This window comes from Kutzneria sp. 744 (assembly GCF_000568255.1).
Taxonomy (GTDB): Bacteria; Actinomycetota; Actinomycetes; order Mycobacteriales; family Pseudonocardiaceae; genus Kutzneria.
Genome location: NZ_KK037166.1, coordinates 7,493,643 through 7,517,234, shown reverse-complemented (window position 1 = coordinate 7,517,234; position 23,592 = coordinate 7,493,643). Strand labels below are relative to the sequence as shown.

At 69.7% G+C, this 23,592-nt stretch carries 20 protein-coding genes and 2 pseudogenes; 6 read left to right on the top strand and 16 right to left on the bottom strand.

Translation table 11 applies throughout. The features are described from left to right. Nucleotides 1-81: 81 nt before the first annotated feature. The 3 genes from KUTG_RS34645 to map form a co-directional block, all read right to left on the bottom strand. On the bottom strand, nucleotides 82-630 hold the full coding sequence (locus KUTG_RS34645; RefSeq protein ID WP_043722886.1) for a hypothetical protein: 549 nt from the start codon (nucleotides 628-630) through the stop codon (nucleotides 82-84). Continuing rightward, nucleotides 630-1,445 carry an alpha/beta fold hydrolase gene (locus tag KUTG_RS34640; RefSeq protein WP_043722883.1) on the bottom strand — a complete coding sequence of 272 codons (816 nt, stop codon included), beginning with the start codon at nucleotides 1,443-1,445 and terminating at the stop codon, nucleotides 630-632. Before KUTG_RS34640 ends, KUTG_RS34645 begins: the two co-directional genes overlap by 1 nt. 142 nt (nucleotides 1,446-1,587) lie before the next feature. Next, nucleotides 1,588-2,445: a type I methionyl aminopeptidase gene (map, locus tag KUTG_RS34635; RefSeq protein ID WP_198047398.1), complete on the bottom strand. Its 858-nt coding sequence runs from the start codon at nucleotides 2,443-2,445 to the stop codon at nucleotides 1,588-1,590. A gap of 113 nt (nucleotides 2,446-2,558) precedes the next feature. On the opposite strand from map, the gene KUTG_RS34630 reads away from it, so the two are divergent. Beyond that, nucleotides 2,559-5,375 carry a hypothetical protein gene (locus tag KUTG_RS34630; RefSeq protein ID WP_157494950.1) on the top strand — a complete coding sequence of 939 codons (2,817 nt, stop codon included), beginning with the start codon at nucleotides 2,559-2,561 and terminating at the stop codon, nucleotides 5,373-5,375. Between the two features lies 1 nt (nucleotide 5,376). Here KUTG_RS34630 and KUTG_RS34625 read toward each other — a convergent pair whose 3' ends face one another. From KUTG_RS34625 to dxr, 5 genes and pseudogenes are all read right to left on the bottom strand, one after another. Then, nucleotides 5,377-6,960, bottom strand: a complete 1,584-nt coding sequence (locus tag KUTG_RS34625; RefSeq protein WP_232241125.1) for a penicillin-binding transpeptidase domain-containing protein — start codon at nucleotides 6,958-6,960, stop codon at nucleotides 5,377-5,379. 276 nt (nucleotides 6,961-7,236) lie between these two features. Next, nucleotides 7,237-8,098: pseudogene (locus tag KUTG_RS34620) on the bottom strand (GNAT family N-acetyltransferase). Nucleotides 8,099-8,218: 120 nt separating this feature from the next. Continuing rightward, on the bottom strand, nucleotides 8,219-9,367 hold the full coding sequence (ispG, locus tag KUTG_RS34615; protein WP_043722877.1) for a flavodoxin-dependent (E)-4-hydroxy-3-methylbut-2-enyl-diphosphate synthase: 1,149 nt from the start codon (nucleotides 9,365-9,367) through the stop codon (nucleotides 8,219-8,221). 130 nt (nucleotides 9,368-9,497) lie between these two features. Further along, the gene (locus tag KUTG_RS34610; protein WP_043722874.1) at nucleotides 9,498-10,718 is read right to left on the bottom strand and encodes a M50 family metallopeptidase; all 1,221 of its coding nucleotides are present in this window, start codon (nucleotides 10,716-10,718) and stop codon (nucleotides 9,498-9,500) included. 5 nt (nucleotides 10,719-10,723) lie between these two features. Further along, complete coding sequence (dxr, locus tag KUTG_RS34605; protein WP_157494948.1) at nucleotides 10,724-11,947, bottom strand: 1-deoxy-D-xylulose-5-phosphate reductoisomerase; 1,224 nt, start codon at nucleotides 11,945-11,947, stop codon at nucleotides 10,724-10,726. 158 nt (nucleotides 11,948-12,105) lie between these two features. On the opposite strand from dxr, the gene KUTG_RS34600 reads away from it, so the two are divergent. From KUTG_RS34600 to KUTG_RS34590, 3 genes are all read left to right on the top strand, one after another. After that, nucleotides 12,106-12,372 carry a GlsB/YeaQ/YmgE family stress response membrane protein gene (locus KUTG_RS34600; protein WP_043722868.1) on the top strand — a complete coding sequence of 89 codons (267 nt, stop codon included), beginning with the start codon at nucleotides 12,106-12,108 and terminating at the stop codon, nucleotides 12,370-12,372. 105 nt (nucleotides 12,373-12,477) lie between these two features. Then, a complete protein-coding gene (locus KUTG_RS34595) occupies nucleotides 12,478-12,738 on the top strand; it encodes a DUF2631 domain-containing protein (RefSeq protein WP_043722865.1) in 261 nt (86 codons plus the stop codon). A 215-nt stretch (nucleotides 12,739-12,953) separates the two neighbouring features. After that, a complete protein-coding gene (locus tag KUTG_RS34590; protein WP_232241123.1) occupies nucleotides 12,954-14,732 on the top strand; it encodes a DUF6119 family protein in 1,779 nt (592 codons plus the stop codon). Between the two features lie 6 nt (nucleotides 14,733-14,738). Here KUTG_RS34590 and rlmN read toward each other — a convergent pair whose 3' ends face one another. Next, on the bottom strand, nucleotides 14,739-15,845 hold the full coding sequence (gene rlmN, locus KUTG_RS34585) for a dual-specificity RNA methyltransferase RlmN (RefSeq protein ID WP_043722862.1): 1,107 nt from the start codon (nucleotides 15,843-15,845) through the stop codon (nucleotides 14,739-14,741). A 126-nt stretch (nucleotides 15,846-15,971) separates the two neighbouring features. Here rlmN and KUTG_RS34580 point away from each other — a divergent pair, with 126 nt between their 5' ends. After that, complete coding sequence (locus KUTG_RS34580) at nucleotides 15,972-16,619, top strand: PadR family transcriptional regulator (protein ID WP_043722859.1); 648 nt, start codon at nucleotides 15,972-15,974, stop codon at nucleotides 16,617-16,619. Nucleotides 16,620-16,631: 12 nt separating this feature from the next. Here KUTG_RS34580 and KUTG_RS34575 read toward each other — a convergent pair whose 3' ends face one another. Further along, entirely contained in the window at nucleotides 16,632-17,348 is a 717-nt protein-coding gene (locus tag KUTG_RS34575) for a class I SAM-dependent methyltransferase (RefSeq protein ID WP_232241121.1), read from the bottom strand. Nucleotides 17,349-17,485: 137 nt separating this feature from the next. Here KUTG_RS34575 and KUTG_RS34570 point away from each other — a divergent pair, with 137 nt between their 5' ends. Then, nucleotides 17,486-18,256 carry a VOC family protein gene (locus KUTG_RS34570; RefSeq protein ID WP_052395735.1) on the top strand — a complete coding sequence of 257 codons (771 nt, stop codon included), beginning with the start codon at nucleotides 17,486-17,488 and terminating at the stop codon, nucleotides 18,254-18,256. On the opposite strand, the gene KUTG_RS34565 is transcribed toward KUTG_RS34570, so the two are convergent. The 6 genes and pseudogenes from KUTG_RS34565 to rpsB form a co-directional block, all read right to left on the bottom strand. After that, a complete protein-coding gene (locus tag KUTG_RS34565; protein ID WP_043722858.1) occupies nucleotides 18,253-19,308 on the bottom strand; it encodes an AAA family ATPase in 1,056 nt (351 codons plus the stop codon). The two genes, KUTG_RS34570 and KUTG_RS34565, sit on opposite strands and share 4 nt — an antisense overlap. Before the next feature lie 34 nt (nucleotides 19,309-19,342). Beyond that, on the bottom strand, nucleotides 19,343-20,134 hold the full coding sequence (locus KUTG_RS34560) for a phosphatidate cytidylyltransferase (protein ID WP_369794661.1): 792 nt from the start codon (nucleotides 20,132-20,134) through the stop codon (nucleotides 19,343-19,345). A 127-nt stretch (nucleotides 20,135-20,261) separates the two neighbouring features. Further along, nucleotides 20,262-20,819 (bottom strand): ribosome recycling factor, encoded by a 558-nt coding sequence (frr, locus tag KUTG_RS34555; RefSeq protein WP_043722853.1) that lies wholly within the window; start codon nucleotides 20,817-20,819, stop codon nucleotides 20,262-20,264. Between the two features lie 80 nt (nucleotides 20,820-20,899). Continuing rightward, nucleotides 20,900-21,658 carry a UMP kinase gene (gene pyrH / locus KUTG_RS34550; protein WP_052395734.1) on the bottom strand — a complete coding sequence of 253 codons (759 nt, stop codon included), beginning with the start codon at nucleotides 21,656-21,658 and terminating at the stop codon, nucleotides 20,900-20,902. A gap of 114 nt (nucleotides 21,659-21,772) precedes the next feature. Further along, the gene (gene tsf, locus KUTG_RS34545; RefSeq protein ID WP_043731614.1) at nucleotides 21,773-22,588 is read right to left on the bottom strand and encodes a translation elongation factor Ts; all 816 of its coding nucleotides are present in this window, start codon (nucleotides 22,586-22,588) and stop codon (nucleotides 21,773-21,775) included. A 43-nt stretch (nucleotides 22,589-22,631) separates the two neighbouring features. Then, nucleotides 22,632-23,536, bottom strand: a pseudogene (gene rpsB / locus KUTG_RS34540) (30S ribosomal protein S2). Between the last annotated feature and the right edge of the window lie 56 nt (nucleotides 23,537-23,592).

Genomic DNA, 23,592 nt, shown 5'->3' with positions numbered 1-23,592 from the left:
GCTGGCGTCCAACCACCTCGCACCGGCCACCGACCCTGTTCCCGTCGCCGCCGCGCTGACGGAGCTGCTCGCGGCGCTGGCCTAGTTCCCGGCCAGCACGGCCCGTTCCACGCTCTTGGCGTAGTTGGGCGTCTCCAGGGCGTTGTGCTCGGCTACCACTGCGGTCCGCTCCGCCGACGCCTGCTCGAAGGTGACACCGGCGTCCTCCAGGCCCTTGAGCAGCGACCGGGTCGGCCGCGAGACGACCCGGTTGGTGAAGGTGGCCCGATCCGGCCCGAGGGCGGTGACTGTGATGTCCCACACCACCTCCACGGTCCCCCAGCCGCCGGGCGTCTGGAGCTCGGACAGCGACACCAGCCGGGTGTGGTGCGGCGCAAGGACTTCGGCCACGTAGTGCTGGATGATCAGCTCACCGCCGATCTCCTCCACGTTGATGCTCACCAGCTGCCCGTCGGCGTTGGTGCTCCAGCCGTTGGCGCGGTGATCGGGCACCGCGCACTGCCGGTACTCCTCGTCGCTCAGGCCCCGCAGCCACGTGCCCAGGTCGATGCGGTCCAGCGGCGCCTCGACCACGGCCGAGACGGTGGTGTCTATCAGCACCCGGTCGACGACTTCTTCCTTGTGCGACATCAGTTCTTCTCCCACCACTCGGTGAGCAGGCGCGCATAGTCGTCCGCGCCTTCCTCCCAGATGAAGTGCCCCTTGTCGACGATGTCCAGGCGGCTGCCGGGAATCCGCTCCTGGAGGTACTCGGCGTTGGCCAGCGGCACCACCGGGTCGAAGCGGCCGTTGAGGATCTGCACGGGCGTGGTGATGCCGCCCAGCTTCTCGCCCAGCGCCGGCAGTTGGCTCCGATACGCCTGCACGTAAGGGATCTGGTCGGCGAAGCGCTCGCCGACGTAGGCCGCCAGATAGTCCTCGCGGACCTCGTCCGGCAGTTGGTAGCCCTGGATGGCGTCCATCGCCACGTTCAGGATGTCCCGCTGCCCCAAGGCTCGGTACGGCGTCAGGTCTTCGTCGTGGACCCAGGCCCGCAGCGGCTCGCCGAGCTGGATCGGCACCGCCGCCCCGCCGCTGCCGACGGTCGCGCTGCGGAACCGCTCCGGGTGGCCGGCCACCGCGAACAGCACCGCGCTGGTGCCGATGTCCGGCCCGACGACGTGCGGCTTGGCCAGCCCGAACTCGTCGGCCACCCGCACGATGAACTCGCCCATGGCCTGCGGCGACAGCAGGTCCTTGCGCATCTCCGAGTGCCCGAAGCCGGGCAGGTCCACCGCCGTCAGGTGGGCGTGCTCGGCCAGCTTGGACCAGGCGGCGTCGTAGGCGTACAGGCTCTCCGGCCACGGCGCGAACAGCAGCGCCTCGACGTCCCTCGGCCGCGCGCTCTCGGCGTAGCGGATGGACAGCCCGTCGATCGTCCGGAACCTGGTGTTGATCTCACTCATGGCCCCTTGCCCTCTCTCGGCTCGTCAAAATGACCGGTCGTCTTACAATGACCGTTCGTCTTGGCTCGCGTCAAGGACCACCTGGCGCACAACGGGCGAACGGGCCGGATCCGAGGGATCCGGCCCGTTCATCAGCTACCTCTCAGGGCAGGGTGAGGATCTCCGCGCCGCTGTCGGTCACCACGATGGTGTGCTCGAACTGGGCGGTCCACTTGCGGTCCTTGGTGGTGACCGTCCAGTTGTCGGGCCAGATGTCGTACTCGATGGTGCCGAGGTTGATCATCGGCTCGATGGTGAAGGTCATGCCCGGCTCCAGCACGGTGGTGACGCTGGGCTCGTCGTAGTGCAGCACGACCAGGCCGCTGTGGAAGGAGCGGGCGATGCCGTGGCCGGTGAAGTCGCGCACGACGCCGTAGCCGAAGCGGTTGGCGTACGCCTCGATGACCCGGCCCACGACGTTGAGCTGCCGCCCGGGGCCGCACGGCCTTGATGGCCCGCATGGTGGCCTCGGGCGTGCGCTCGACCAGCAGCCGGCCTCCTCGCTGACCTCGCCGGCCAGGAAGGTGGCGTTGCAGTCGCCGTGCACGCCGCCGATGAACGCGGTGACGTCGATGTTGACGATGTCGCCGTCCTCGATCACCGTCGAGTCGGGGATGCCGTGGCAGATGACCTCGTTGAGCGAGGTGCAGCACGACTTGGGGAAGTTCCGGTAGCCCAGCGTCGACGGGTACGCGTCGTGGTCGCACAGGAACTCGTGCACGACGGCGTCGACGTGGTCGGTGGTGACGCCCGGCGCGACCGCCCTGCCCCCCTCCTGCAGCGCCTGCGCGGCGATGCGGCCGGCCACCCGCATGGCCTCGATGATCTCCGGCGGCTGCACCCACGGGTCGGTGTTGCGCGTCGGCGCCGGCTTGTCCACGTATTCGGGACGCGGAATGTGGGTGGGGACGGGACGCCGGGGAGACAACTCACCGGGCTTGAGAGCGGCACGCACGGGCATGCCCATCACCCTACGACTCCGCCGTTCGACCGGTCGCCGGACCGGCGTTGACGGGACGTAACGGGCCCAACCCGGTGTGCGATGCATCACTCGACCGGAAGGGGGTGCCGGCCGTGGACGGCCTGCGGAACACGTTCACCGGCACCAACCATGGCAACTTCGTGCAGGCCCACCGCATCGACTACGTGCACGTGGAGCGGGCCTGCGCGGAGCCGCTGGACATCGGCGACGTGCGGCTGCGCACCGACCTGCCTCGCACGCTCGACCCGGGCGACCCGGAGTGTGTGGGACGCGAGAAGGAACGCGCCCGGCTGGTCGAAGCGCTGGGGCAGGGCCGGAACGTCCAGCTGATCGGCCCGGCCGGCATCGGCAAGACCACGCTGCTCCGGCACGCCGCGCACCGAAATCTGCTGACGATCCCGGACATCGAGGCGCTGGTGTGGCCGGCGTCGCGGCTGCCTGACGCCGACGAGATCCTGCGCGCGGTGGTGGCCCGGTGCTGCGAGTTCCCGCCCGACCGCCCGATCCCGTCGCCGGTGCTCCGGCACGCGCTGACCGGCCTGCGCGCCCTGGTGATCGTCGAGGATCCGTTGTGCACGGCCGAGGACCTGGCCACGGTGGTGGGGGCGATGCCCCACAGCCGGTTCGTCGTCTCCACCGACCGGGTCGACCTCGGCCACCTCGACGTCGAGGTGCTGTTGGCCGGCCTTCCGGTGCGGGCCGGCCGGCAACTGCTGCGATCCCGGTTCAACGGCCGGCTGCCGGCCGCGACCCGCAAGCGCGTCGAGGAGCTGTGCGAGGGCTACGGCCATCGCCCAGACGACATCATCCGGCTGGGCTCGTACCTGGCCGCCGCCCGCACGCAGCAGCGGCTGGTCCCGAAGCTCGACAGCGACGAGGCCAGGCTCATCGTGCCGCGGCTGGTCGAGTGGCTGGACGACCACAGCCGCGCGGCGGTGCATGCCTTGGCCGCCTTGGACAACGCCGAGTGGGGCTGGCCGTTGCTCGCCGCCGTCGCCGGCATTCCGACGCAGGCCACGGCCAAAGCGTTGCGGGACAGCATGTTGGTCGTCGGCGACGGACGCTACCGGCTGGCCGCCGGAGTCGGGAAGCTCGAAGTCGACGTCGTCGCGGTCACCGAGCGGATCACCGCCTGGGTGGCGGAAACCGTTGACCCGCAAGAGATCGCCGCCGAAATCACGGTCATAGAGCAGGCGTTACGGGTGAACCTGGACGCCGACCGCCACGATCTCGCGCTGACCTTGGCCCGCGTCACCGCGTTGAAGCTCGCGGCGGCAAGGCATTGGGGCGCTTGGGGTCGGGTGCTGGGACTGGGGCTCCGGGCGGCGACCGGCGCGGAGTCGGTGCGGGACCAGATCTACTTCCGGTACTCGATCGCCGCCCGCAAGTACGCCAACGGCCAGACGGAAGAGGCGTTGGAGCTGGCCGTGGCCCTGATCAGCGATGGCCTGGACACCGTCGACGACACCACTGCGGACCGCATCCGCCGCCTGGCCGACCAGGTCGGCTACCGCCCCGAGCCGCCGACCGAGCCGATCACCGGCCTGCTCGGACTGGTCCGGCAGGTCGTCACGCGACTGCCCGATCCGGTGCAGCAGTTCCTGATCAGCCATCCCCAGGCGGTGCCGGCCGCGGTGATCGGCCTCGTGTCGTTGCTGGTCGCGGGCCTGTTCACGGCTTCGGCCCCGCACGCGAACCCGATCGCCGACCCGGGTCGAGACCTGATCGTCGCCGGCACGACCGCGCCGAGATCCACATCGACAACGGGAATCCCGGGCGGGCCGACAACATCAGGCGCTGCGACGACCGGACCGACGACCACGGTCGGCGGCACGCCGATCGGCGATCCGACCACCGGTGGCGGCGGCCCCGGCCCGAACACCGGCGACGGCTCCGGCGGGTCGACCTCGCCGCCGCCGACCACGCTCAGCTGGGGCTTCGTCCGCGACGACATGCAGGACGACAACGGCCAGCCCCGCCAGCTCGACGCCCCGGGCAGCGCGGCCAACTGGACGTGGGGCATCTGGAACATGCAGTCGCCGCCGGCCGGGCACCCGACCGCAACACATCTCGCCACCGGCTGGGACCGGATCCGCATGCCGGCGGCCGGCACGCCCGGCGGCACGGTGATCGTCACGGCCTACGACACGGGCACCGCCGGCGCGTTCTGCCAACCTTCGGGCTGGAGCCAGAGCGGCGGCGACGAGCTCATCGACGTCCGCTGCTTCACCAAAGCCGGTGCGCCGACCACCATGCGGGTCTTCGTGTTCTTCGCCGCCGGCAGCGGCGCCAATCCGATCGCCGGCGGCGGCGCCCGCTCATACGTCGTCGACGACCAGCCGACGACCGGTGTCTTCGTGCCGGACTGGCAGCACGCCCGCAACGCCGGCAACGTCACGCGAACCGGCGTCGGCCGTTACACCGCCGGACTTGCCGGCGCCGCAACGGGTGTCGTGGAACTGACGCCCATCGGCGCAGACCCGAGGCACTGCTCGGTCGTCGGCCGGCACGGCGACTCGGTCGACCTGGCGTGCTTCGACAACCACGGCGCGGCCGTCGACACGGCCTTCGCCGCCAGCGTCGCCGACAACCAGAACTTCTTGGACGACAAGCGAAAGCCCGTCGGCGACTACCTCGTGACCAACGGCGACCCGAGCACGCAGTGGGCCAGCGGCCCCTCGGTCGACCATCCCTCGGCCGGGCAGTACCACGTGACGTTCACCAACGGCTACTTCCCGAGCACCGTGCACGTCACCGCCGAAGGTGACGGCCGCTACTGCGACATCGCGCTGCTCAACGACTACAGCTTCAAGGACAACACCAAGATCTACGTCGGCTGCTACACCGCCACCGGCGCGCTCGCCGACGCCGCCTTCGACCTGCTCTACACGTCCACCCGGATCTACTGAGTCACTTGACGGCGCGGAGGAAGTTGCCGCCCACCACCACGGCCGGCGACGAGGTGCCCGCGCCGACCAGCAGCACCGCGAACGCGAGGTCCCCGCGGTAGCCGACGAACCAGCCGTGCGAGTTCTTGCCGTCGCCGAACTCCGCGGTGCCGGTCTTGCCGGCCACGTCGGGGATGTCCCGAATGGCCTTGGCGGTGCCGTCCGTCACCACGGCGCGCATCATCTGCCGCATCGAGTCCAGCACCGGGCCGGGCACCGGCTGCTGGGCCGGGGTGTTGACCTTGGTCTCGGTGCCGCGGATCAGCGTCGGCGTCGGGATCGAGCCCTTGACCACGGTCGAGGCCACCAACGCCATGCCGAACGGGCTGACCTGGTCCTTGCCCTGACCGAAGCCGTCCTCGGCCCGCTCCACCGTGGAGGTCGGCACCGGCACGGACCCGGTCACGGTGACCACGCCCGGCACGGTGAAGTCCGCCCCGATGCCCATCTGCTTGGCCGTGTCGGCCAGCTGCTGGCTGGTCAGCGAACCGGCCGCGATCTGCGAGAACGTGGTGTTGCAGGACTGCGCGAACGCGGTGCGCAGCGGCACCGTGCCCAGGTCGAACTCGTTCTCGTTGGGGATGACGCGGCCGTCGATGGTGGTCTTGCCCGGGCACGGCAGCGGCCCGTCCAGGGTCACCTTGCCGGCCTCCAGCGCCGAGACGCCCGTGACGATCTTGAACGTGGAGCCGGGCGGGAACTGCCCGGTCAGCGCGATCAGGCCCTGCGCGTCGGCCGGCGCGTTCTGCGCCACGGCCAGGATCTCGCCCGTCGAGGGCTGCATCGCCACGATCGCCGCCGGCTGCTGCACGCCGGCGATCGCGTTCTGCGCGGCGGCCTGGATGCCGGTGCCGATCGTGGTGGTCAGCGACGTCGCCGGCTGTGGGTCCTTGCCGGCCAGGTCGGCCACGGTGGTGCCGGCCGCGTCCTTGGTCACCACGTGCCAGCCGGCCGCGCCGGCCACCTGGGCGTTCACCGCGGTGCGCAGCGTGGACAGGAACTGCGGGCCGAGGGACTTGTTCTGCGCCAACAGCTGCGACTGAGTGGCGAACGTGACACCCGGCAGCTCGTGGATCTGCGCCTTGACCGACTGGTAGTCCGAGTCACGCAGGTTCACCACCGAGTACGCCTGGCCGTCCGGCGTCTTGGTGGCGCCGTCGATGATCGACTGGGCGGTGATCGAGTTGTCGAACTTGTTCAGCGCCGCCGCCAGCGCCGTGGCCACGGCGTTGAGGTCCGGGGTCTGCTTGCGGTCGACCGCGATGCCGATCACCGGGGTCGGCGCGAGCAGCGGGGCGCCGTCGCGGTCCAGCACCGGGGCCGGATCCGGCTGCACCACCGTCAGCGCGAGCGACTGCTGCGCCGACAGCTTGGGGTGCACGTCCTCGGGCTGCCAGTGCACCCGCCAGTCGCCGCTGGCCTTGGTCATGGCCAGCGAGCCCTGGTACGTCCAGGTGCGGCCCTTGTCCAGGTTCCAGTTGGCGTTGAACGGCACGGTGGCGGTGTCGCCGCTGGGCGGCTGCGAGGCCGTCGCGTCCAGCTTCAACGCGGTCGGTTTGAGCGCCCGCCCTGACCTTGTCCATGAGCGCCTTGGACGTGTTCGCGTCGTCGGTGAGCTGGGCCGCCCCGGCGGTGTCACCGCCCGCGAAGTCGGCGAGGAAGGTCCTGGCGATGTCGTCCTGGCTCGGCTTCGACTCGAACAGGCCGCACGCCCCCAGCGGCAGAACGAGCGTGAACGCGATGACCAGCGACAGCTTTCTCGGCACGGCCGCAGTATGCCAACCGGGCCCGACAAATTCGCGTGATATGGCCGTACGTGCGGTCAGAACAACACGGTGGCGTACCGGCCGACCTCCGAGAAGCCGATCCGGCGATAGGCCGCACGCGCGGGCGCGTTGAACCCGTTGACGTAGAGGCTGGCCGTGCGGCCCATCCCCCGCACCAGCCGGTCGGCCACCGCCGCCGTGCCGCTCGCGCCCAGGCCCTGGCCACGGCGGTCCGGCCGCACCCACACGCCCTGGATCTGCCCGACCTTTCTCCGAACACACACCATTACGCAGGCCGAGGAGTTAGACGACCTCGCCCGCCTCGAACCGGGCGAACGCGCGGCCGCCGGCGATCAGCTCCGCCACCCGGGCCCGGTAGCCGGCGCCCCCGTCGTCCAGCCGCGGGTCGATGCCCACCTCCTCGGTGAACATGGCCACCGCGGCCGGCAGGTAGATGTCCAGCTCGTCCGGCCGCACCGGGCGGACCAGCGCGTCCGGACGGATCGTCGGCGAGCCGCCCATGGCCAGCAGCGGCTGGTGCGGCCGCACCTCGCGGGCCGGGCCCCACACCGGCTCCAGCTCCTGCCACAGGCCCATCACCAGGTCGGCCGGGCCGACCAGAGAGGAGCACATGCGGTGCCTGCGCAGCGCGCGGTCGGCGAAGTGCCGCAGCGCGGCCCGGTTGCCGGACAGCGGGATCATGTTCGGGCCGGAAAAGCACAGACCGTTCAGCCGGCCGCTCCGGGCCGGGCGGCCCTCCAGACCCCACAGCTCGCCGCCCAGCCGCCACGGGTCGGCGCCGGCCACTTCCACGCGCGCGGCGACCATGCAGGACGCGACCGGGTCCTCGTCGAGCACGGCCCGCACCGACGACACATCCCGGTCGTCGAGCACCCGTGCCCCGGCAAGCCTCAACACGCTTCCCAGCCTGCCAGATAACGCAGGCAACCTGCGCGCATGAGCACCCACTTAGCGGATCTTAGGCACCTGATGGCACGAGCCGGGCGTCGCCGCCCGGCTCGTGCCGCAATCCCACGCTCAGGAGGCGGTGACCACCGGGGACGCGCCGTCGACCGGCTCCATGTCCTCGGCGATGCGCATGGCCTCTTCGATCAGGGTCTCCACGATCTGCGCCTCCGGCACGGTCTTCACGACCTGGCCCTTGACGAAGATCTGGCCCTTGCCATTGCCCGAGGCCACGCCCAGGTCGGCCTCGCGGGCCTCGCCGGGGCCGTTCACCACGCAGCCCATGACCGCGACCCGCAGCGGCACCTCCATGCCCTCCAGGCCGGCGGTGACCTCCTCGGCCAGCTTGTACACGTCGACCTGCGCGCGGCCACACGACGGGCAGGACACGATCTCCAGCTTGCGCGGGCGCAGGTTCAGCGACTGCAGGATCTGCGTGCCGACCTTGATCTCCTCCACCGGCGGGGCCGACAGCGAGACCCGGATCGTGTCGCCGATGCCCTGGCGCAGCAGCGCGCCGAAGGCCACCGCGGACTTGATCGTGCCCTGGAACGCCGGGCCGGCCTCGGTCACGCCCAGGTGCAGCGGGTAGTCGCAGGACTCGGCCAGCAGCTCGTAGGCCCGGACCATCACCACCGGGTCGTTGTGCTTGACCGAGATCTTCACGTCGTAGAAGTCGTGCTCGGCGAACAGGCTGGCTTCCCACAGCGCCGACTCGACCAGGGCCTCCGGCGTGGCCTTGCCGTGCTTCTGCAGCAGCCGCGGGTCCAGCGAGCCGGCGTTGACGCCGATCCGGATCGGCGTGCCGTGGTCCTTGGCCGCCTGGGCGATCTCGCGGACCTTGTCGTCGAACTTCTTGATGTTGCCCGGGTTCACCCGCACCGCCGCGCAGCCGGCCTCGATCGCGGCGAACACGTACTTGGGCTGGAAGTGGATGTCGGCGATCACCGGGATCGAGGACTTCCTGGCGATCGCCGGCAGCGCGTCCGCGTCGTCCTGCGACGGGCAGGCCACGCGCACGATGTCGCAGCCGGCCGCGGTCAGCTCCGCGATCTGCTGCAACGTGGAGTTCACGTCGGAGGTCAGGGTGGTGGTCATGGACTGGATGGAAACCGGGTAGTCACTGCCGACGCCGACCGAGCCGACGTGCAGCTGCCGGGTCGGCCGCCGCTCGCTCAACACGGGAGGAGGCGTCGCAGGCATACCAAGGCTGACAACCATGCTGATCCATTCAGATCGTGGGGGCCTTCTACGCCACCAACTTACCGTCTGAACGGTCCAGGACGCGCACCACGGCTACGTGATGCGACGGACCATTACACAGTGTCAACCCTCGGTCGACCCAGCGAGGTCACCCCAGCTTGACCGGGTTCACGATGTCGGCGGTGATGGCCAACAGGGTGTACGCGCCACCCAACAGCACCAGGAGATAGGTCAGCGGCAGCAACTTCACGTAGTCGACCGGCAGACCGGCCGGCTTGCCCCGCCACTTGCGCACCGCGTCCCGCACCCGCTCGTACAGGTTGACCGCGATGTGCCCGCCGTCCAACGGCAGCAGCGGCAGCAGGTTGAACACGCCGACGAAGAAGTTCAGGTTGGCCAGCAGGATCACGAAGAACCACCACAGCCCGAGATCGGCCGCCTGGCCGCCGATCAGGCTGGCGCCGACCACACTGACCGGCGTGTTCGGGTCGCGCTCGCCGCCGCCGATGGCCGTGATCAGCGCCGGGATCTTCGTCGGCAGCGCCTTCAGGCCGTCCCACACGCCCACGAACAGCTGGCCGGTGAACGCGCCCGTGGCGCCGAACGCGGCGACCGCCCCATAGCTGATGGTCTGCGACGGCGACATGCCGATCGCGCCGACCGGGCCGGTGGGGTTGCTGGCGTTGAGCGGCTTGGTCGGGTCGAGGATGCGCTGCACGGTCGCGACGTCCACGGTCAGCGTCAGCTGCTGGCCGTTGCGGTCGATCACGAACGGCGTCGGGCCCTTGGCCACCCGCGTGACGTTCACCATGTCCAGGTAGGTCGGCGTGGCCTTGCCGCCGACCGAGAGGATCTGGTCGCCGGGTTGGAGGCCGGCCGCCTTGGCCGGGGCCGGGTCGCTCGCCGTGCAGGCGCTGTACTTGCCGGTCGCCGGATCCTGCGTGGCCTGCGCGCACTGGGCGATCTCGCCCACCACCGGCAGGCTCTTCTGGTTGGGCAGGCCCAGCGAGATCGCCGCCACGTAGATGATGAGCAGGCCGAGGATGAAGTGGGTGATCGAGCCCGCGGACAGCACGATGACGCGCTTCCAGGTCTTCTGCCGGTAGAACGCGCGGGGCGCGTCCTCGGCCGGGACCTCGTCCAGCGCGGTCATGCCCACGATCTCGCAGAACCCGCCGGCCGGGATGGCCTTGAGGCCGTACTCGGTCTCACCGCGGCGGAACGACCAGATCTTCGGGCCGAAGCCGATGAAGTACCTGGTCACCTTCATGCCGAAGGCCTTGGCCGTCAGCAGGTGGCCGAACTCGTGCAGGGCAACGGAGATTCCGATGCCCAACGCGAACAGCACCACACCCAGGACGTTGACCACCGTTGTTAGTCCCTTCCCGAACCGACCGGCCGTGCGACCAGCTCGCGCGCTCGCCCGCGGGCCCAGTCCTCGGCGGCCAGCACCTCGGCCACATCGGCGGGTTCCCCGCGCCACTGGTCGGCTTCGGTGAGCACCCGCTCAACAGTGTCCACGATGGAGGTGAAGGCAGCGTTGCCCGCCAGGAAGGCCGCCACCGACTCCTCGTTCGCCGCGTTGTAGACGGCCGGCAGGCAGCCGCCGCCCGTGCCGGCCGCGCGGGCCAGCTCCACCGCCGGGAACGTGGCGTTGTCCAGCGGCTCGAACGTCCAGCTGGCCGCCTTCGTCCAGTCGCAGGCGCTGGCCGCGCCGGGCACCCGGGCCGGCCAGCCCAGGGCCATCGAGATCGGCAGCCGCATGTCCGGCGGGCTGGCCTGGGCCAGCGTCGAGCCGTCCACGAAGGTCACCATCGAGTGAATGATGGACTGCGGGTGCACCACCACGTCGATGCGGTCGTAGGGCACGTCGAACAGCAGGTGGGCCTCGATCAGCTCCAGGCCCTTGTTGATCAGGGTGGCCGAGTTCGTGGTGATCAGCGGGCCCATCGACCAGGTGGGGTGGGCCATCGCCTGCTCGACGGTGACGTCGGCCAGATCCGCGCGCTTCTTCCCTCGGAACGGGCCGCCCGAGGCGGTCAGCACCAGGCGGGCGACCTCCTCCTCGGTGCCGCCGCGCAGGCACTGGGCCAGGGCCGAGTGCTCGGAGTCCACCGAGACCAGCTGGCCCGGCTTGGCCGCCTTCAGCACCAGCGGGCCGCCGGCGATCAGCGACTCCTTGTTGGCCAGGGCCAGGCGGGCCCCCGTGGCCAGCGCCTTCAGCGAGGGGTGGAGGCCCTGCGAGCCCGGCAGGCCGTTGAGGATCACGTCGGCCGGCGTGGAGTCGATCAGCTCCTCGTTCGACGCCGGGCCGGCCAGCAGGCGCGGCACCCGGAAGTCGCCCCGGTCGTAGCCGCGGCGCTGGGCCTCGGCGTACAGGGCGAGCTGGACGTCCTCCGCCGCCGTCGCCCTGGTCACCGCCACCGCCTCGACGCCGTGGTCGAGGGCCTGGCGGGCGAGCAGGGCCGGGTCGGAGCCGCCGGCCGAGATGCCGGCGAGGCGGAAGCGGTCTCGGTTGGCGGCGATGACGTCAAGGGCCTGGGTGCCGATCGAGCCGGTCGAGCCGAGCACGAGCACCCGCGGGTTCGCGGTGTCCATCACGGCCATTCTCGCCGATCCGGGGCGGCCGCGGACAGCGCAGTCGGATGATAACGAGTTGGTAAAAGGTGCGTGATGATCGTCGGTGTGGGTACATCTGTCGTGCGTGAAACGGACCGGACCCGCCGGACCGTCACCCGAACAAGGAGCGTGACCCTGTGGGCATCATCGCGTGGATCGTGCTCGGCCTGATCGTCGGCATCATCGCCAAGGCGATCATGCCCGGCCGCGACGGCGGCGGCATCATCCTGACCGCGGTGCTCGGCATCGTCGGCGGCTTCCTCGGCGGCATCATCGGCAAGGCCATCTTCGGCGTCGACCTCGGCGGCTTCTTCGATCTGCGCACGTGGCTGCTCGCCATCCTCGGCGCTGTTGTCGTGCTGGGCATCTTCCGGCTGGTGACGGGCCGTAGATCCCGCGCATAGGCCGTTCCCCGACGGGGCGCCCGGGCGGCCACCCGCCTGGGCGCCTTGTCACCCCCGTGTGCGACCATGAGCAGGTCGGGAACCCTAGTCAGACCAGGAGCGATCGTGGCGTCCTCGGAGTTGGAGAAGCGTCCGGCCAACGCGGTCGACCCGCATGACGAGCCGTCGGCCGAGTGGGGCTGGCACGGCACGTTCCCCAAGGCCACCCGCATCGCCGGCTGGCTCACCGCCATCGCGCTGCTGCTCATGCTCATCGGCAACCACCGCGGGCACATCGAGGACATCTACCTCATCGGCGTCGCCGCGGCCATCGTGCTGGCCCTCATCTGGGACCGCATCCGCAGCCGCACCGCATGGCGCCGCTGACCACCTGCTGACGCCCTTGCCGGCTCACGGCCGGGGTTCACCGACGGCAGGGTCGGGACGCCGCTGCAAGCCTTCCGGCTGAGCCACCGCGTCCGCCGGTTCGACAAAGCCTGTCACTAGGCCGCGCTCCTCCTCCGGGGCGCGGCCTTCGTGCGTCTCTTTCCTTGCCAGCCCCGGCAAGCTCACCGAGGTCGTCTGACCGTCCACTCCGTACCGTGAGAGGTGCTCGCCCTCGCAAGCGCGGCTCATGCTCTGCCGCTGCCACAACGCGTCCACCAACCATCCACACCGGTGTCGGACGCTGCGTTGCGCACTCGACGGAGCGGAGGAAGGTCATGGCAGCCAGCCACTCGTTCTCGATCTTCCTGCTCAAGGAGTCGTTCGACGCCGACAACGCCCTCGAGGACGAGAACCCGCTGCTGCCGGCCGCCGCCACGGACAACCTGCCTCCGGATGCGACGCTGTTCGTCCTCGACGCCCACCCGCGCCCGCCATGGTGGAAGGGTTATTTCGACATCCAGCAGGACCTACTCCAGGCGACCAAGGGCGCACTGCTGTTCCTGCCGGCCGACGGACGCGTCTTCGCCCTGTGTTTCGGCCACGTGTCCCACAACCTCAAGGATGAGTCGTACGAGTACGACTTCGGCATCAGGACGACGTTGAACTGCGTGGATCCGTCAAAACTGAAGAACACCGACACGGTGGAACCCGGTTCGTCGCGCCGGCGGCGCACCCAGCTCGCGATCGAATCCGAGCTCACCTACTTCGACGTCGACACGGACAGCTCCGTGCTGAAGAGCCTCACCGGAAAGGTGAAACCCGAGCACGCCGACCTGGTCAAGCAGGTGACCGGCGCGAGCAGCCTGCGGATCAGCACTCCGGCCAGGGCGGACGAACTGTTGGACCTCTGCACCCGCCTGCTGGCAATCTACAAAGAAGTGTCGTATCTCACCACCTTCCCCAACATTCAGAAGATCACACCCGTTCGCGATCCGGACCAAATCGCCGTCCTCAACGACGCGCTCGTCAAGGACGTCCGCACGCGGAGCGAGAATGTGCGCCTCGCCGTGCCGGACATGGTCGACTACTCACACAACAACGACAGCCTCTACGTGAAGTTCAGCGGAGCGGGATCGAGCCTGCTCTACTCGGACACGTCGATCGACCACTACTACGAATATCTCGACAGGTCAGCAGTCCCTGGCGCCACCGTGACGATCGAACGACTGAAGACGCACCGGTTGAACTTGACAAACGAGTTCGGCGACGCCCGCGACAGCCACAGCGTCTTCAAGTCCCTCATCTACGACACGACGCCACAGGAGGGCGGATCGACCTATTACCTCAACGAAGGAAACTGGTACGAGGTCGATCGCGACTACGTCACCAGCTTGCAGACCAGGATCGATCCGTTCTGGTCCGAACTCGATTACCTACCGGAATGCGCGTTCAAGCACGAGGGCGACTACAACGAGTCGGTGGGCAGCGCGCCGGATTTCGTGTGCCTCGACAAGACCAACGTGAGCCCGGCCAAACAGACCCGGATCGAGCCGTGCGACCTCTACACGGTTCGCAGCGGTCGAGCCACCCTGATCCACGTCAAGATCTCCACCGGTTCGAGCCTGCTGAGCCACCTCTTCAACCAGGGCGCCAACTCGGTCGAACTACTGAAAGGCGACGACGACGCGCCACAACGACTGGTGGCGCTGATCGAAAAGACGATCGAGGGCAGGGCCGGCGAACTCGCCTCTCCCATCGAGAAGAACGACTACGAAGTCGTCTTCGCGATCATCACCCGCAAGGACCCCGGCCAGAAGTCGCTCAATCTGCCGCTCTTCTCCCGCATCAGTCTGGCCCGCAACATCAAGGCGCTCGACCGGCTCATGAGCGTTCCCGTCAGCTTCGGGTTCGTCAAACACACCGCCCCGCCGGAGCCGCCGAAGGAGAAGGCCAAAAGACCCCGAAAGCCGGCCAACACGAAGAAGGCCGGCTGACGACGGTCACCCCTCGGCGGCGAGTTGCCCGCAGGCGGCGGCGATCTCCTGGCCTCGGGTGTCGCGGACAGTGCACTCCACGCCCTGGTCCTTGACCCGCCGCACGAACTCGTCCTGCACGGGCTTCGGGGAGGCATCCCATTCGGACCCCGGGGTCGGGTTCAAAGGGATCAGGTTCACGTGCGCGTACTGGCCGAGGTGCTTGTGCAGCTTCTTGCCGAGCATGTCGGCCCGCCAGCCCTGGTCGTTGACGTCACGGATCAGCGCGTACTCGATGGACACCCGCCGCCCGGTCTTGTCGGCGTAGGCGCGAGCGGCCTGGAGGACCTCGGACACCTTCCACCGCGTGTTGACGGGCACGAGGGTGTCGCGGAGCTCGTCGTCGGGGGTGTGCAGGGACACCGCGAGGCGGACGTGCAGGCCCTCCTCGGTCAGCTTGCGAATCGCCGGCACGAGACCGACGGTCGACACGGTGACGGAGCGCTGGGAGATGCCGAGGCCGTCGGGGGCGGGGTCGCAGATGCGGTGCACGGCGTCGATCACGCGGCGGTAGTTGGCGAGCGGCTCGCCCATGCCCATGAACACGATGTTGGACAGCCGGCCGGGACCGCCGGGCAGCTCGCCGTCACGCATGGCGGCAGCGGCGGAGCGGACCTGGTCGACGATCTCGGCGGTGGACAGGTTGCGGGTGAGCCCTCCCTGCCCGGTGGCGCAGAACGGGCAGGCCATGCCGCAGCCGGCCTGGCTGGAGATGCACAGCGTGGCCCGCTCGGGGTAGCGCATGAGCACGCTCTCCACGAGCGTCCCGTCGTGCGCCCGCCACAGCGTCTTGCGGGTGGTGCCGTCGTCGCAGCTGAGCTTGCGGACCTCGGTGAGCAGGCTCGGCATCAGCTGACCCACGAGCCGTTCCCGGGTCGCGGCCGGGATGTCGGTCATCGCGTCGGGGTCGACGGTCAGCCGGGAGAAGTAGTGGTTGGACAGCTGCTTGGCGCGGAACGGCTTCTCCCCCAGGTCGGCGACGGCCTGGGCACGTTCGGACGCGGACATGTCGGCCAGGTGCCGGGGCGGCATGGCACGGCGGGGGGCATCGAAGACAAGGGGGAGCGCAGTCATAACCCGTCCATTCTCCCATGTCGATGGGTGTGACTACCGTCACTCTATCGGACGTTGTATCGCGATACATCAGCGATATATCGTTAGTGACGTCAGAGAGACACCACAACCCGAAGGGAGCGCATCATGCGCAGCCACCACTCTCACTTCCAGCGCGAACACGGCTTCGGCTCGCTGCCGGGCCACTTCCCGCACCACACCCCGCCCAACCGACCGGAACCGCCGATGGGCCCGATGCCCTTCGCGGCCGGCGGCCCCTGGCCCGGCGCCCTCGGCGCGATGGCCGGCTTCCGTGGCGGTCGCCGCGGCGGCGGGCGGCGCCAGCGTCGCGGCAACGTCCGCGCGGCGGTGCTCACCCTGCTCGCGGAGCGTCCGATGCACGGCTACGAGATGATCCAGGAGCTCAGCCAGCGCACGAACGGCATCTGGCGGCCCAGCCCCGGCTCGGTCTACCCGACGCTGCAGATGCTCGACGACGAAGGCCTGATCACGGCCGACGCCGCCAGCGGCAAGAAGCTGTTCACGCTGACCGAGACCGGCCGGGCCGAGGCGGCCAAGCTGGGCGACACCAAGCCCTGGGCCGAGGCGATCGGCGAGGCCGACGAGGTCCGGGAGCTGCACACGGCCCTGCACCAGCTGTTCATGGCCGTGGACCAGGTCACCCAGGCCGGCACCGACGACCAGAAGTCGCGGGCCGTCGACGCGATCAACGAGGCCAAGCGCCGGATCTACGGCGTGCTGGCCGAGGACGTCGACGAGACTGAGTCGATCTGATGGGCGAAGTGATCAGCCGGGCAGGATGATCCCGGTCGGCTTCCGGCGCACATGCAGTCGGTAGCCGACCGGGATCTCCGTGCCGGCGGTCTCGGCGATCGCCCTCGCGGCCACCTTCGCCGAGAACTCGATGCCCAGCACGGCCTCCAGGTCGGCCCGGCGCTCGAACCGCCACACCGTCTCCACGTGCCGGGTGCTGAAGCCCTGCTCGTCGAAGAACCGTTGCACCGCAACGGGATCGTAGCCACGGACGTCATCGCACAGCCATCGTCCGTACGGCATCGCGGCGCCGTCGAGATCGACGATCGCCAGGGCGCCGCCGGGTCGTAGCACTCGATCCGCCGCCATCAGGCCGGGTTCGCAGCCGGGCCCGAAGAAGTACGCCGTCCGCGCGTGCACCAGATCCGCGCAGCCGTCCGGCAGCGGCAGCCGCTGCGCCCCGCCTTCCACCACACGGATGTTGTCGACGTCGCGGGTGCGCGCCTTGGCTCGCTCCACCAGCGGCGGATGCGGTTCCACGCCGGTGACGCTCGCCGCGCCGTTTGCGAATACCGGCAGGTGGTATCCGTCGCCGCAACCGACGTCGACAACATCCAGGCCCGTCCAGTCGCATTCGGCGCGCAGGGCACGCCAGATCTCGCCGGTGCTGTCCTGAGCGCGGTTCTCCACCTCGTACAGCTCGGGCCACTGCCAGATGTTGGGGCTGGGAAGCACGTGCACGGCCGTCATTCTGGCCCTCATCCGGGCCGCGAGCTGCGGCACCCATGCCATTCCCATGTCCACAAGCCAATCATGTGGCGGCTTGCCATGGGGATGATGCTGCGTTGACCATTGACTACACGCCGTGAACGCGAGGAGGTGCCCCGATGACGCACACCACCGGCATCCTCTCCGGAACGCCGTGCTGGGTCAGCCTCGACAGCACGGATCCGCCGGCCAGTCGCGACTTCTACGCCGCCCTGCTCGGCTGGCGGTACACAGTGGACAGACGCGGGGGCGCGCTCGCGCACGTCGGCCGGGACGAGGTGGCCGCCGGCATCGATCCCGGGCGGCGCCACGAATGGCGACTGCACCTGGCGATCCGCAACCCCTGGATCGCCTCGGAACGCGTGCGCCAGCACGGGGGTCGCGTCGTGCGGGGTCCGCTGGAGGGGCGCACCGTCATCGCCGAGGACCCCAGCGGCGGCGTCATCGCCCTGAGCGCGCAGCGACCGGATATCTCGCTGGCGTACGGACTTCACGGCTGCTTCGAGTGGGCCGACCTGAACACGCGGGACGGCCACCTGGCCGACAAGTTCTTCCGTGGGCTCTTCGGCTACAGCCAGGGTCAGGTCGGCGACGGCGTCGACGTGGACTACACTGTCTGGTGGCTCAACGGCGAGGCCGTGCTCGGCCGCTACCGCATGGACGCCGAGTTCCCGGCCGACACCGCCCCGCACTGGATGGTCTTCTTCCGTGTCACCGACACGGATGAGGCCGCACGCTGCGTCCGCCGCCTGTCAGGAACCGTTGTGGTGGAACCATTCGACTCCGCCTACGGCCGCGCCGCCGTGCTGTGCGACCCCCAGGGCGCGCCGTTCTCGGTGATCGAGCCGCACGAGGAGGAAGAGGAACCCGTCGACCCCTACGACGACTAGGCCAGCACCGCGTCGGCCACCTGCTCGACGGTTCCCGGCCCGGCGTCGACGCGCCGTCCGAGGCAGACCCGTTCGAGCGCGTCGGCCTCGGCGGCGGCGCGGTCGGCGACCTGGCGTAGGTAGGCGATCGGTCGGCCCAGCAACGGATCGCCGGGTTGTGCCCAGCCCTGGCCCCGACCGCGCAGCATGATCCGCTCCATCAGCCGACCCGACCCGGCGTGCAGCCGGCATAGAGTGATCTTCGCGCTGGGCAGGGCGTCTGCGTACGTCGCGACGACCGCCTCGCTCTCGGCCGGACCGACGACAACCAGCTGCTGAGCCCCGGCCGCGCGGTAGGTCCGCCACAGCGCAGCCAGGTTGCGCGCCCGCACGCCATGGCCGGCGGGCGTCGGCCCGCGGAAGCCCAGTTGATCCAGATCGACGTAGGCCGCCGTCCGGCCGGCGCGCAGGATCCGTTGGTAGACGGCAAAACCAACGGCCGACTTGCCGACACCGGTGGCGCCGCACAGCCACAGGATCTCACCGTCCACGGCGCCGACCGGCTCCTCGACAGCGGGCTTGTCGCGACCGGCCGGGTCGGGCCAGCCTGTGCGCTCCCGCACGCGCCGCACGACCTCGGCCACCGTCAACCCCGTGGTGTCGACGCAGATCCCGCCCGTGGCGTCGAGGATCTCGGCCTCCTGCCGCACGGCCTCGATCTGCTCGGCCGGCCAACCACGCCGTTCCAGCCGCGCGCGAAGCTGCCCCTCGTCGGCGCGGAGACGACACATCGTCAACGCCGTCCCGGGGATCCGGGGCACGCCCTGAACGGGGTCGGTGACGCCGGAGACGACAACGTGGCCGGCATCAAGATTCGCCACGACCGCACCGAGATTGCGCGCCTTCATCCCGTATCGCTCGGGATCCGACGCCGGCGCGGGATAGCACATGCCCAGCTGGTCGATGTCGACGAAACCGGTCCGGACGCCGGACTCGACCAGCTGGGTGTACAGCAGCCAGGCGGCAGTCGTCTTGCCGACACCGGGCGGGCCGCACAGCCACAGAACTGCCACGACCCCAGCGTCCCGGGCCGGTCAACGGATTTTGCTAGGCCGGGATGAACAGGCGCAGCAGCAGCCAGGCCACCACGGCCGACGGCAGCAGGGAATCCATGCGGTCCATCAGACCGCCGTGGCCGGGCAGGAGGTTGCCCATGTCCTTGATGCCCAGGTCGCGCTTGATCAACGACTCGACGAGGTCGCCGACGGTGGAGGTGACCACCAGCGCGGCGCCGAGCAGCACACCCTGCCACCACTGGCCGTGCAGCAGCAGGGTCACCGTCAGTGCGCCGCCGACCATGCCCGTGATCATCGAGCCGGCGAAGCCCTCCCAGGACTTCTTGGGGCTGATGAGCGGGGCCATGGGGTGCTTGCCGAACAGCACGCCGGCCGCGTAGCCGCCGGTGTCGGAGCAGACGACGCCGATGAGGAAGCAGAGGACCCGGTACACGCCGTCGGCGGGCACCACGAGCATGGCGGCGAACGAGGCGAACAGCGGCACGTAGGCGGCGACGAAGACGGAGCTGGTCACGTCACGCACGTAGCCGGAGACGCCGTCCCGGAACCGCCAGATCAGGCAGCCGAGAATCGTCACCACGAACGCGGCGAGCAGCCCGACCCGCTCGAACGGCCAGGACAGCCACACCATGGCCTGCCCGCCGACGAGGACGGGGACCAGGGCGACCTTGATGCCGCCGGCCCGGCGCATCGCGCCGGACAGCTCGATCGTGGAGATCGCGACCGCGATGGCCACGATCCCCACGAACGTCTGCGGCACGGTGAACAGGCACACCAGAATGACGGCGCCCAGACCGCAGCCGACCGCGACGGCGGCCCACAGGTTGCGGCCCGCGCGCGATGCTTTTGCCGGCGGCTGGTCGCCGGGGTCGTCGGCGGACGAGTCCTGATCGTCCCGCCGGCCACGTGTGGAAGTCACGTCCGTCGAACTCTCCCCTGCCGGCAGGTCCTCAGACCTCCAGCAGCTCGGCTTCCTTGTGCTTGACGAGCTGGTCGATCTGCGCCACGTACCGGTCGGTGAGCTGCTGGAGCTCCTTCTCGGCCCGGGCCACCTCGTCCTCGCCGGCCTCGCCGTCCTTGCCGATGCGGTCGAGCTCCTCCTTGGACTTGCGGCGGATGTTGCGCACCGCGACCTTGGAGTCCTCGCCCTTGCTCTTGGCGACCTTGACCATCTCCCGGCGGCGCTCCTCGGTCAGCGCCGGGATCAGCACGCGGATGATCGTGCCGTCGTTGCTCGGGTTCACGCCCAGGTCCGAGTCGCGGATGGCCTTCTCGATCTCGCGGAGCTGGCTGACGTCGTACGGCTTGACGACGGCCATCCGAGCCTCCGGGATGGTGATGCCGGCGAGCTGGTTGAGCGGCGTCGGCGAGCCGTAGTAGTCGACGACGATGCCCTGGAACATGGCGGCGTTGGCGCGCCCGGTGCGGACCGAGGCGAGATGGTCCTTGGCCACGGACACCGCGGTTTCCATCTTCTCCTCGGCGTCGAGAAGGGTCTCGTCGATCACGGCTGCTCCTTAACGATGCTGCTGGCCGGTTGTGACTTTGACGGTGCTCACGATCCCAGCGTCAGGCGCAGGGCCTGTCGTCAGGGGGTGCTCACCACGGTGCCGATCTTCTCACCGCGCACCGCACGCGCGATGTTCCCCTCGGTGAGCAGGTTGAACACGATGATGGGCATGTTGTTGTCCTTGCACAGCGCGAACGCCGTCGCATCCGCCACCTCGAGGCCGCGTTCGAGCACCTCCTGGTGGGTGATGCTGTCGAACTTGCTGGCGTCGGGGTTGCGCCGGGGGTCGGAGTCGTAGACGCCGTCCACCGCCTTGGCCATCAGCACCACGTCGCAGCCGATCTCCAGCGCGCGCTGGGCGGCCGCGGTGTCGGTGGAGAAGTACGGCATGCCGACGCCGGCGGCGAAGATCACCACGCGGCCCTTCTCCAGGTGCCGCTCGGCGCGGCGCGGGATGTAGGGCTCGGCGACCTGGCCCATGGTGATGGCGGTCTGCACGCGGGTGTCGATGCCCTTCTTCTCCAGGAAGTCCTGGAGCGCGAGGCAGTTCATGACGGTGCCGAGCATCGCCATGTAGTCGGCCCGGTCCCGGTCCATGCCGCGCTGGCTGAGCTCGGCGCCGCGGAAGAAGTTGCCGCCCCCGATGACCACGGCCACCTGGGTGCCGCCGGCGACCACGTCCACGATCTGGCTGGCCACGGTGTGCACCACGTCGGGGTCGACGCCGACGGCGCCGCCGCCGAACATCTCGCCACCCAGCTTCAGCAGCACCCTGCGGTAGCCATTGCCGTCACCGCTCGGGGCGCCCTTGGTCGATCGGTCCTGGGTCAACGACATCGAAGCTCGGTTTCCTCTCGTCGTCCGCTGTGGTCCTCGGCGTGCCCGCTGTGGTCCTGGCGTGCGAAAGCGGGGCCGCCACGTACTGTGGCAGACCCCGCCTTGCGCCGGGCCTCAGCCCTGGCCCACCTCGAAGCGAGCGAAGCGAGTCACGGTGACCCCGGCCTCGTCCAGCAGGGCCTTCACGGTCTTCTTCGACTCCTGCACGGAAGCCTGCTCCAGGAGCACGACGTCCTTGAAGAAGCCGTTGACGCGACCCTCGACGATCTTGGGCAGCGCCGCCTCCGGCTTGCCCTCCTCGCGAGCGGTCGCCTCGGCGATGCCGCGCTCGTGCTCGACGACGTCCGCCGGCACCTCGTCGCGGGTGACGTACTTGGCCTTCATGGCGGCGACCTGCATGCCGACGCCCTTGACCGCGTCACCGTCCTGGCCGGTGAACTCGACCAGCACGCCGACGGCCGGCGGCAGGTCGGCGGAGCGGCGGTGCAGGTAGGTGCTCACCTGGCCGTCGAAAACGACGACCTTGGCCAGCTCCAGCTTCTCGCCGATCTTCGCGGACAGCGCCTGCACGGCGTCGGCGACAGTGCCGTCGCCGACCTTGGCCGCGGTCAGCGAGGCCACGTCGGTCGCGCCGGAGTCCTTGGCGGCGCCCACGATCTTGGCGGCCAGCTGCTGGAACTCCTCGTTCTTGGCGACGAAGTCGGTCTCGCACTGGAGCTCGATCATCACGCCGCCGTCGGCCGCGACCAGGCCGTTGGCGGTGGCCCGCCCGGCGCGCTTGCCGACATCCTTGGCGCCCTTGATGCGCAGGATCTCGACGGCCTTGTCGAAGTCGCCGTCGGACTCCTCCAGGGCCCTCTTGCAGTCCATCATGCCGGAGCCGGTGAGCTCGCGGAGTCGCTTCACGTCGGCCGCGGTGTAGTTCGCCATCGTGCGGTGTCCGTTTCCTTCTTCGGGTACGCGCGGGTAGTGCCTAGGGCACACGCCCGCCCGCGCCGGGGCGCGGGCGGGCGTGACGCCGGTCAGGACTGGGCGGTGACTTCGGTCGCGGCGGCGCCGGAGCGGCCTCGGCGGCCGGGGCGGCGGCGGGCGCGGCCTCGGCGTTCGCGCCGACCAGCAGCTCCTGCTCCCCACTCGGCCAGCGGCTCCTCGACCGAGCCCGGCTTGTCGGCGGCCTTGGGTGCGAGCACCCGAGCGGGCCATCAGGCCGGCGGCGGCCGCCTCGGCGACGACCTTGGTGAGCAGCGTCGCGGAGCGGATCGCGTCGTCGTTGCCCGGAATCGGGTAGTCGACCTCGTCCGGGTCGCAGTTCGTGTCCAGGATGGCCACGACCGGGATGTTCAGCTTGCGCGCCTCGCCGACGGCGATGTGCTCCTTCTTGGTGTCCACGATCCAGACGGCGCTGGGCACCTTGGACATGTCGCGGATACCGCCGAGGGTCTTCTCCAGCTTGTCCTTCTCACGGGTGAGCATCAGGATCTCCTTCTTGGTGAGACCCTGGAAGCCACCCGTCTGCTCCATCGACTCCAGCTCCTTGAGGCGCTGGAGGCGCTTGTGCACGGTGGTGAAGTTGGTGAGCATGCCGCCCAGCCAGCGCTGGTTCACGTACGGCATGCCGACCCGCAGCGCCTCGTGCGCGATCGCTTCCTGCGCCTGCTTCTTGGTGCCGACGAACAGGATGGACCCGCCGTGCGCGACCGTCTCGCGGACGAACTCGTAGGCGCGGTCGATGTACGACAGCGTCTGCTGCAGGTCGATGATGTAGATGCCGTTGCGCTCGGTGAAGATGAAGCGCTTCATCTTCGGGTTCCAGCGCCGGGTCTGGTGCCCGAAGTGGACGCCGCTGTCGAGCAGCTGCCTCATGGTGACGACGGCCATGGCCGGTTGCACCTCTTGGTGTCGTGCGCGCCGGGGGGCGCGCGGTTCGGTTGACG

What these genes read in the sequence shown, in the direction of transcription:
- ispG (WP_043722877.1), bottom strand. Translation starts at nt 9,367, where the DNA reads ATGGTTGTCAGCCTTGGTATGCCTGCGACGCCTCCTCCCGTGTTGAGC.
- KUTG_RS34645 (WP_043722886.1), bottom strand. Translation starts at nt 630, where the DNA reads ATGTCGCACAAGGAAGAAGTCGTCGACCGGGTGCTGATAGACACCACC.
- KUTG_RS34580 (WP_043722859.1), top strand. Translation starts at nt 15,972, where the DNA reads ATGCGCAGCCACCACTCTCACTTCCAGCGCGAACACGGCTTCGGCTCG.
- KUTG_RS34575 (WP_232241121.1), bottom strand. Translation starts at nt 17,348, where the DNA reads ATGACGGCCGTGCACGTGCTTCCCAGCCCCAACATCTGGCAGTGGCCC.
- tsf (WP_043731614.1), bottom strand. Translation starts at nt 22,588, where the DNA reads ATGGCGAACTACACCGCGGCCGACGTGAAGCGACTCCGCGAGCTCACC.
- KUTG_RS34640 (WP_043722883.1), bottom strand. Translation starts at nt 1,445, where the DNA reads ATGAGTGAGATCAACACCAGGTTCCGGACGATCGACGGGCTGTCCATC.
- dxr (WP_157494948.1), bottom strand. Translation starts at nt 11,947, where the DNA reads ATGGACACCGCGAACCCGCGGGTGCTCGTGCTCGGCTCGACCGGCTCG.
- KUTG_RS34570 (WP_052395735.1), top strand. Translation starts at nt 17,486, where the DNA reads ATGACGCACACCACCGGCATCCTCTCCGGAACGCCGTGCTGGGTCAGC.
- map (WP_198047398.1), bottom strand. Translation starts at nt 2,445, where the DNA reads ATGCCCGTGCGTGCCGCTCTCAAGCCCGGTGAGTTGTCTCCCCGGCGT.
- rlmN (WP_043722862.1), bottom strand. Translation starts at nt 15,845, where the DNA reads ATGACTGCGCTCCCCCTTGTCTTCGATGCCCCCCGCCGTGCCATGCCG.
- pyrH (WP_052395734.1), bottom strand. Translation starts at nt 21,658, where the DNA reads ATGTCGTTGACCCAGGACCGATCGACCAAGGGCGCCCCGAGCGGTGAC.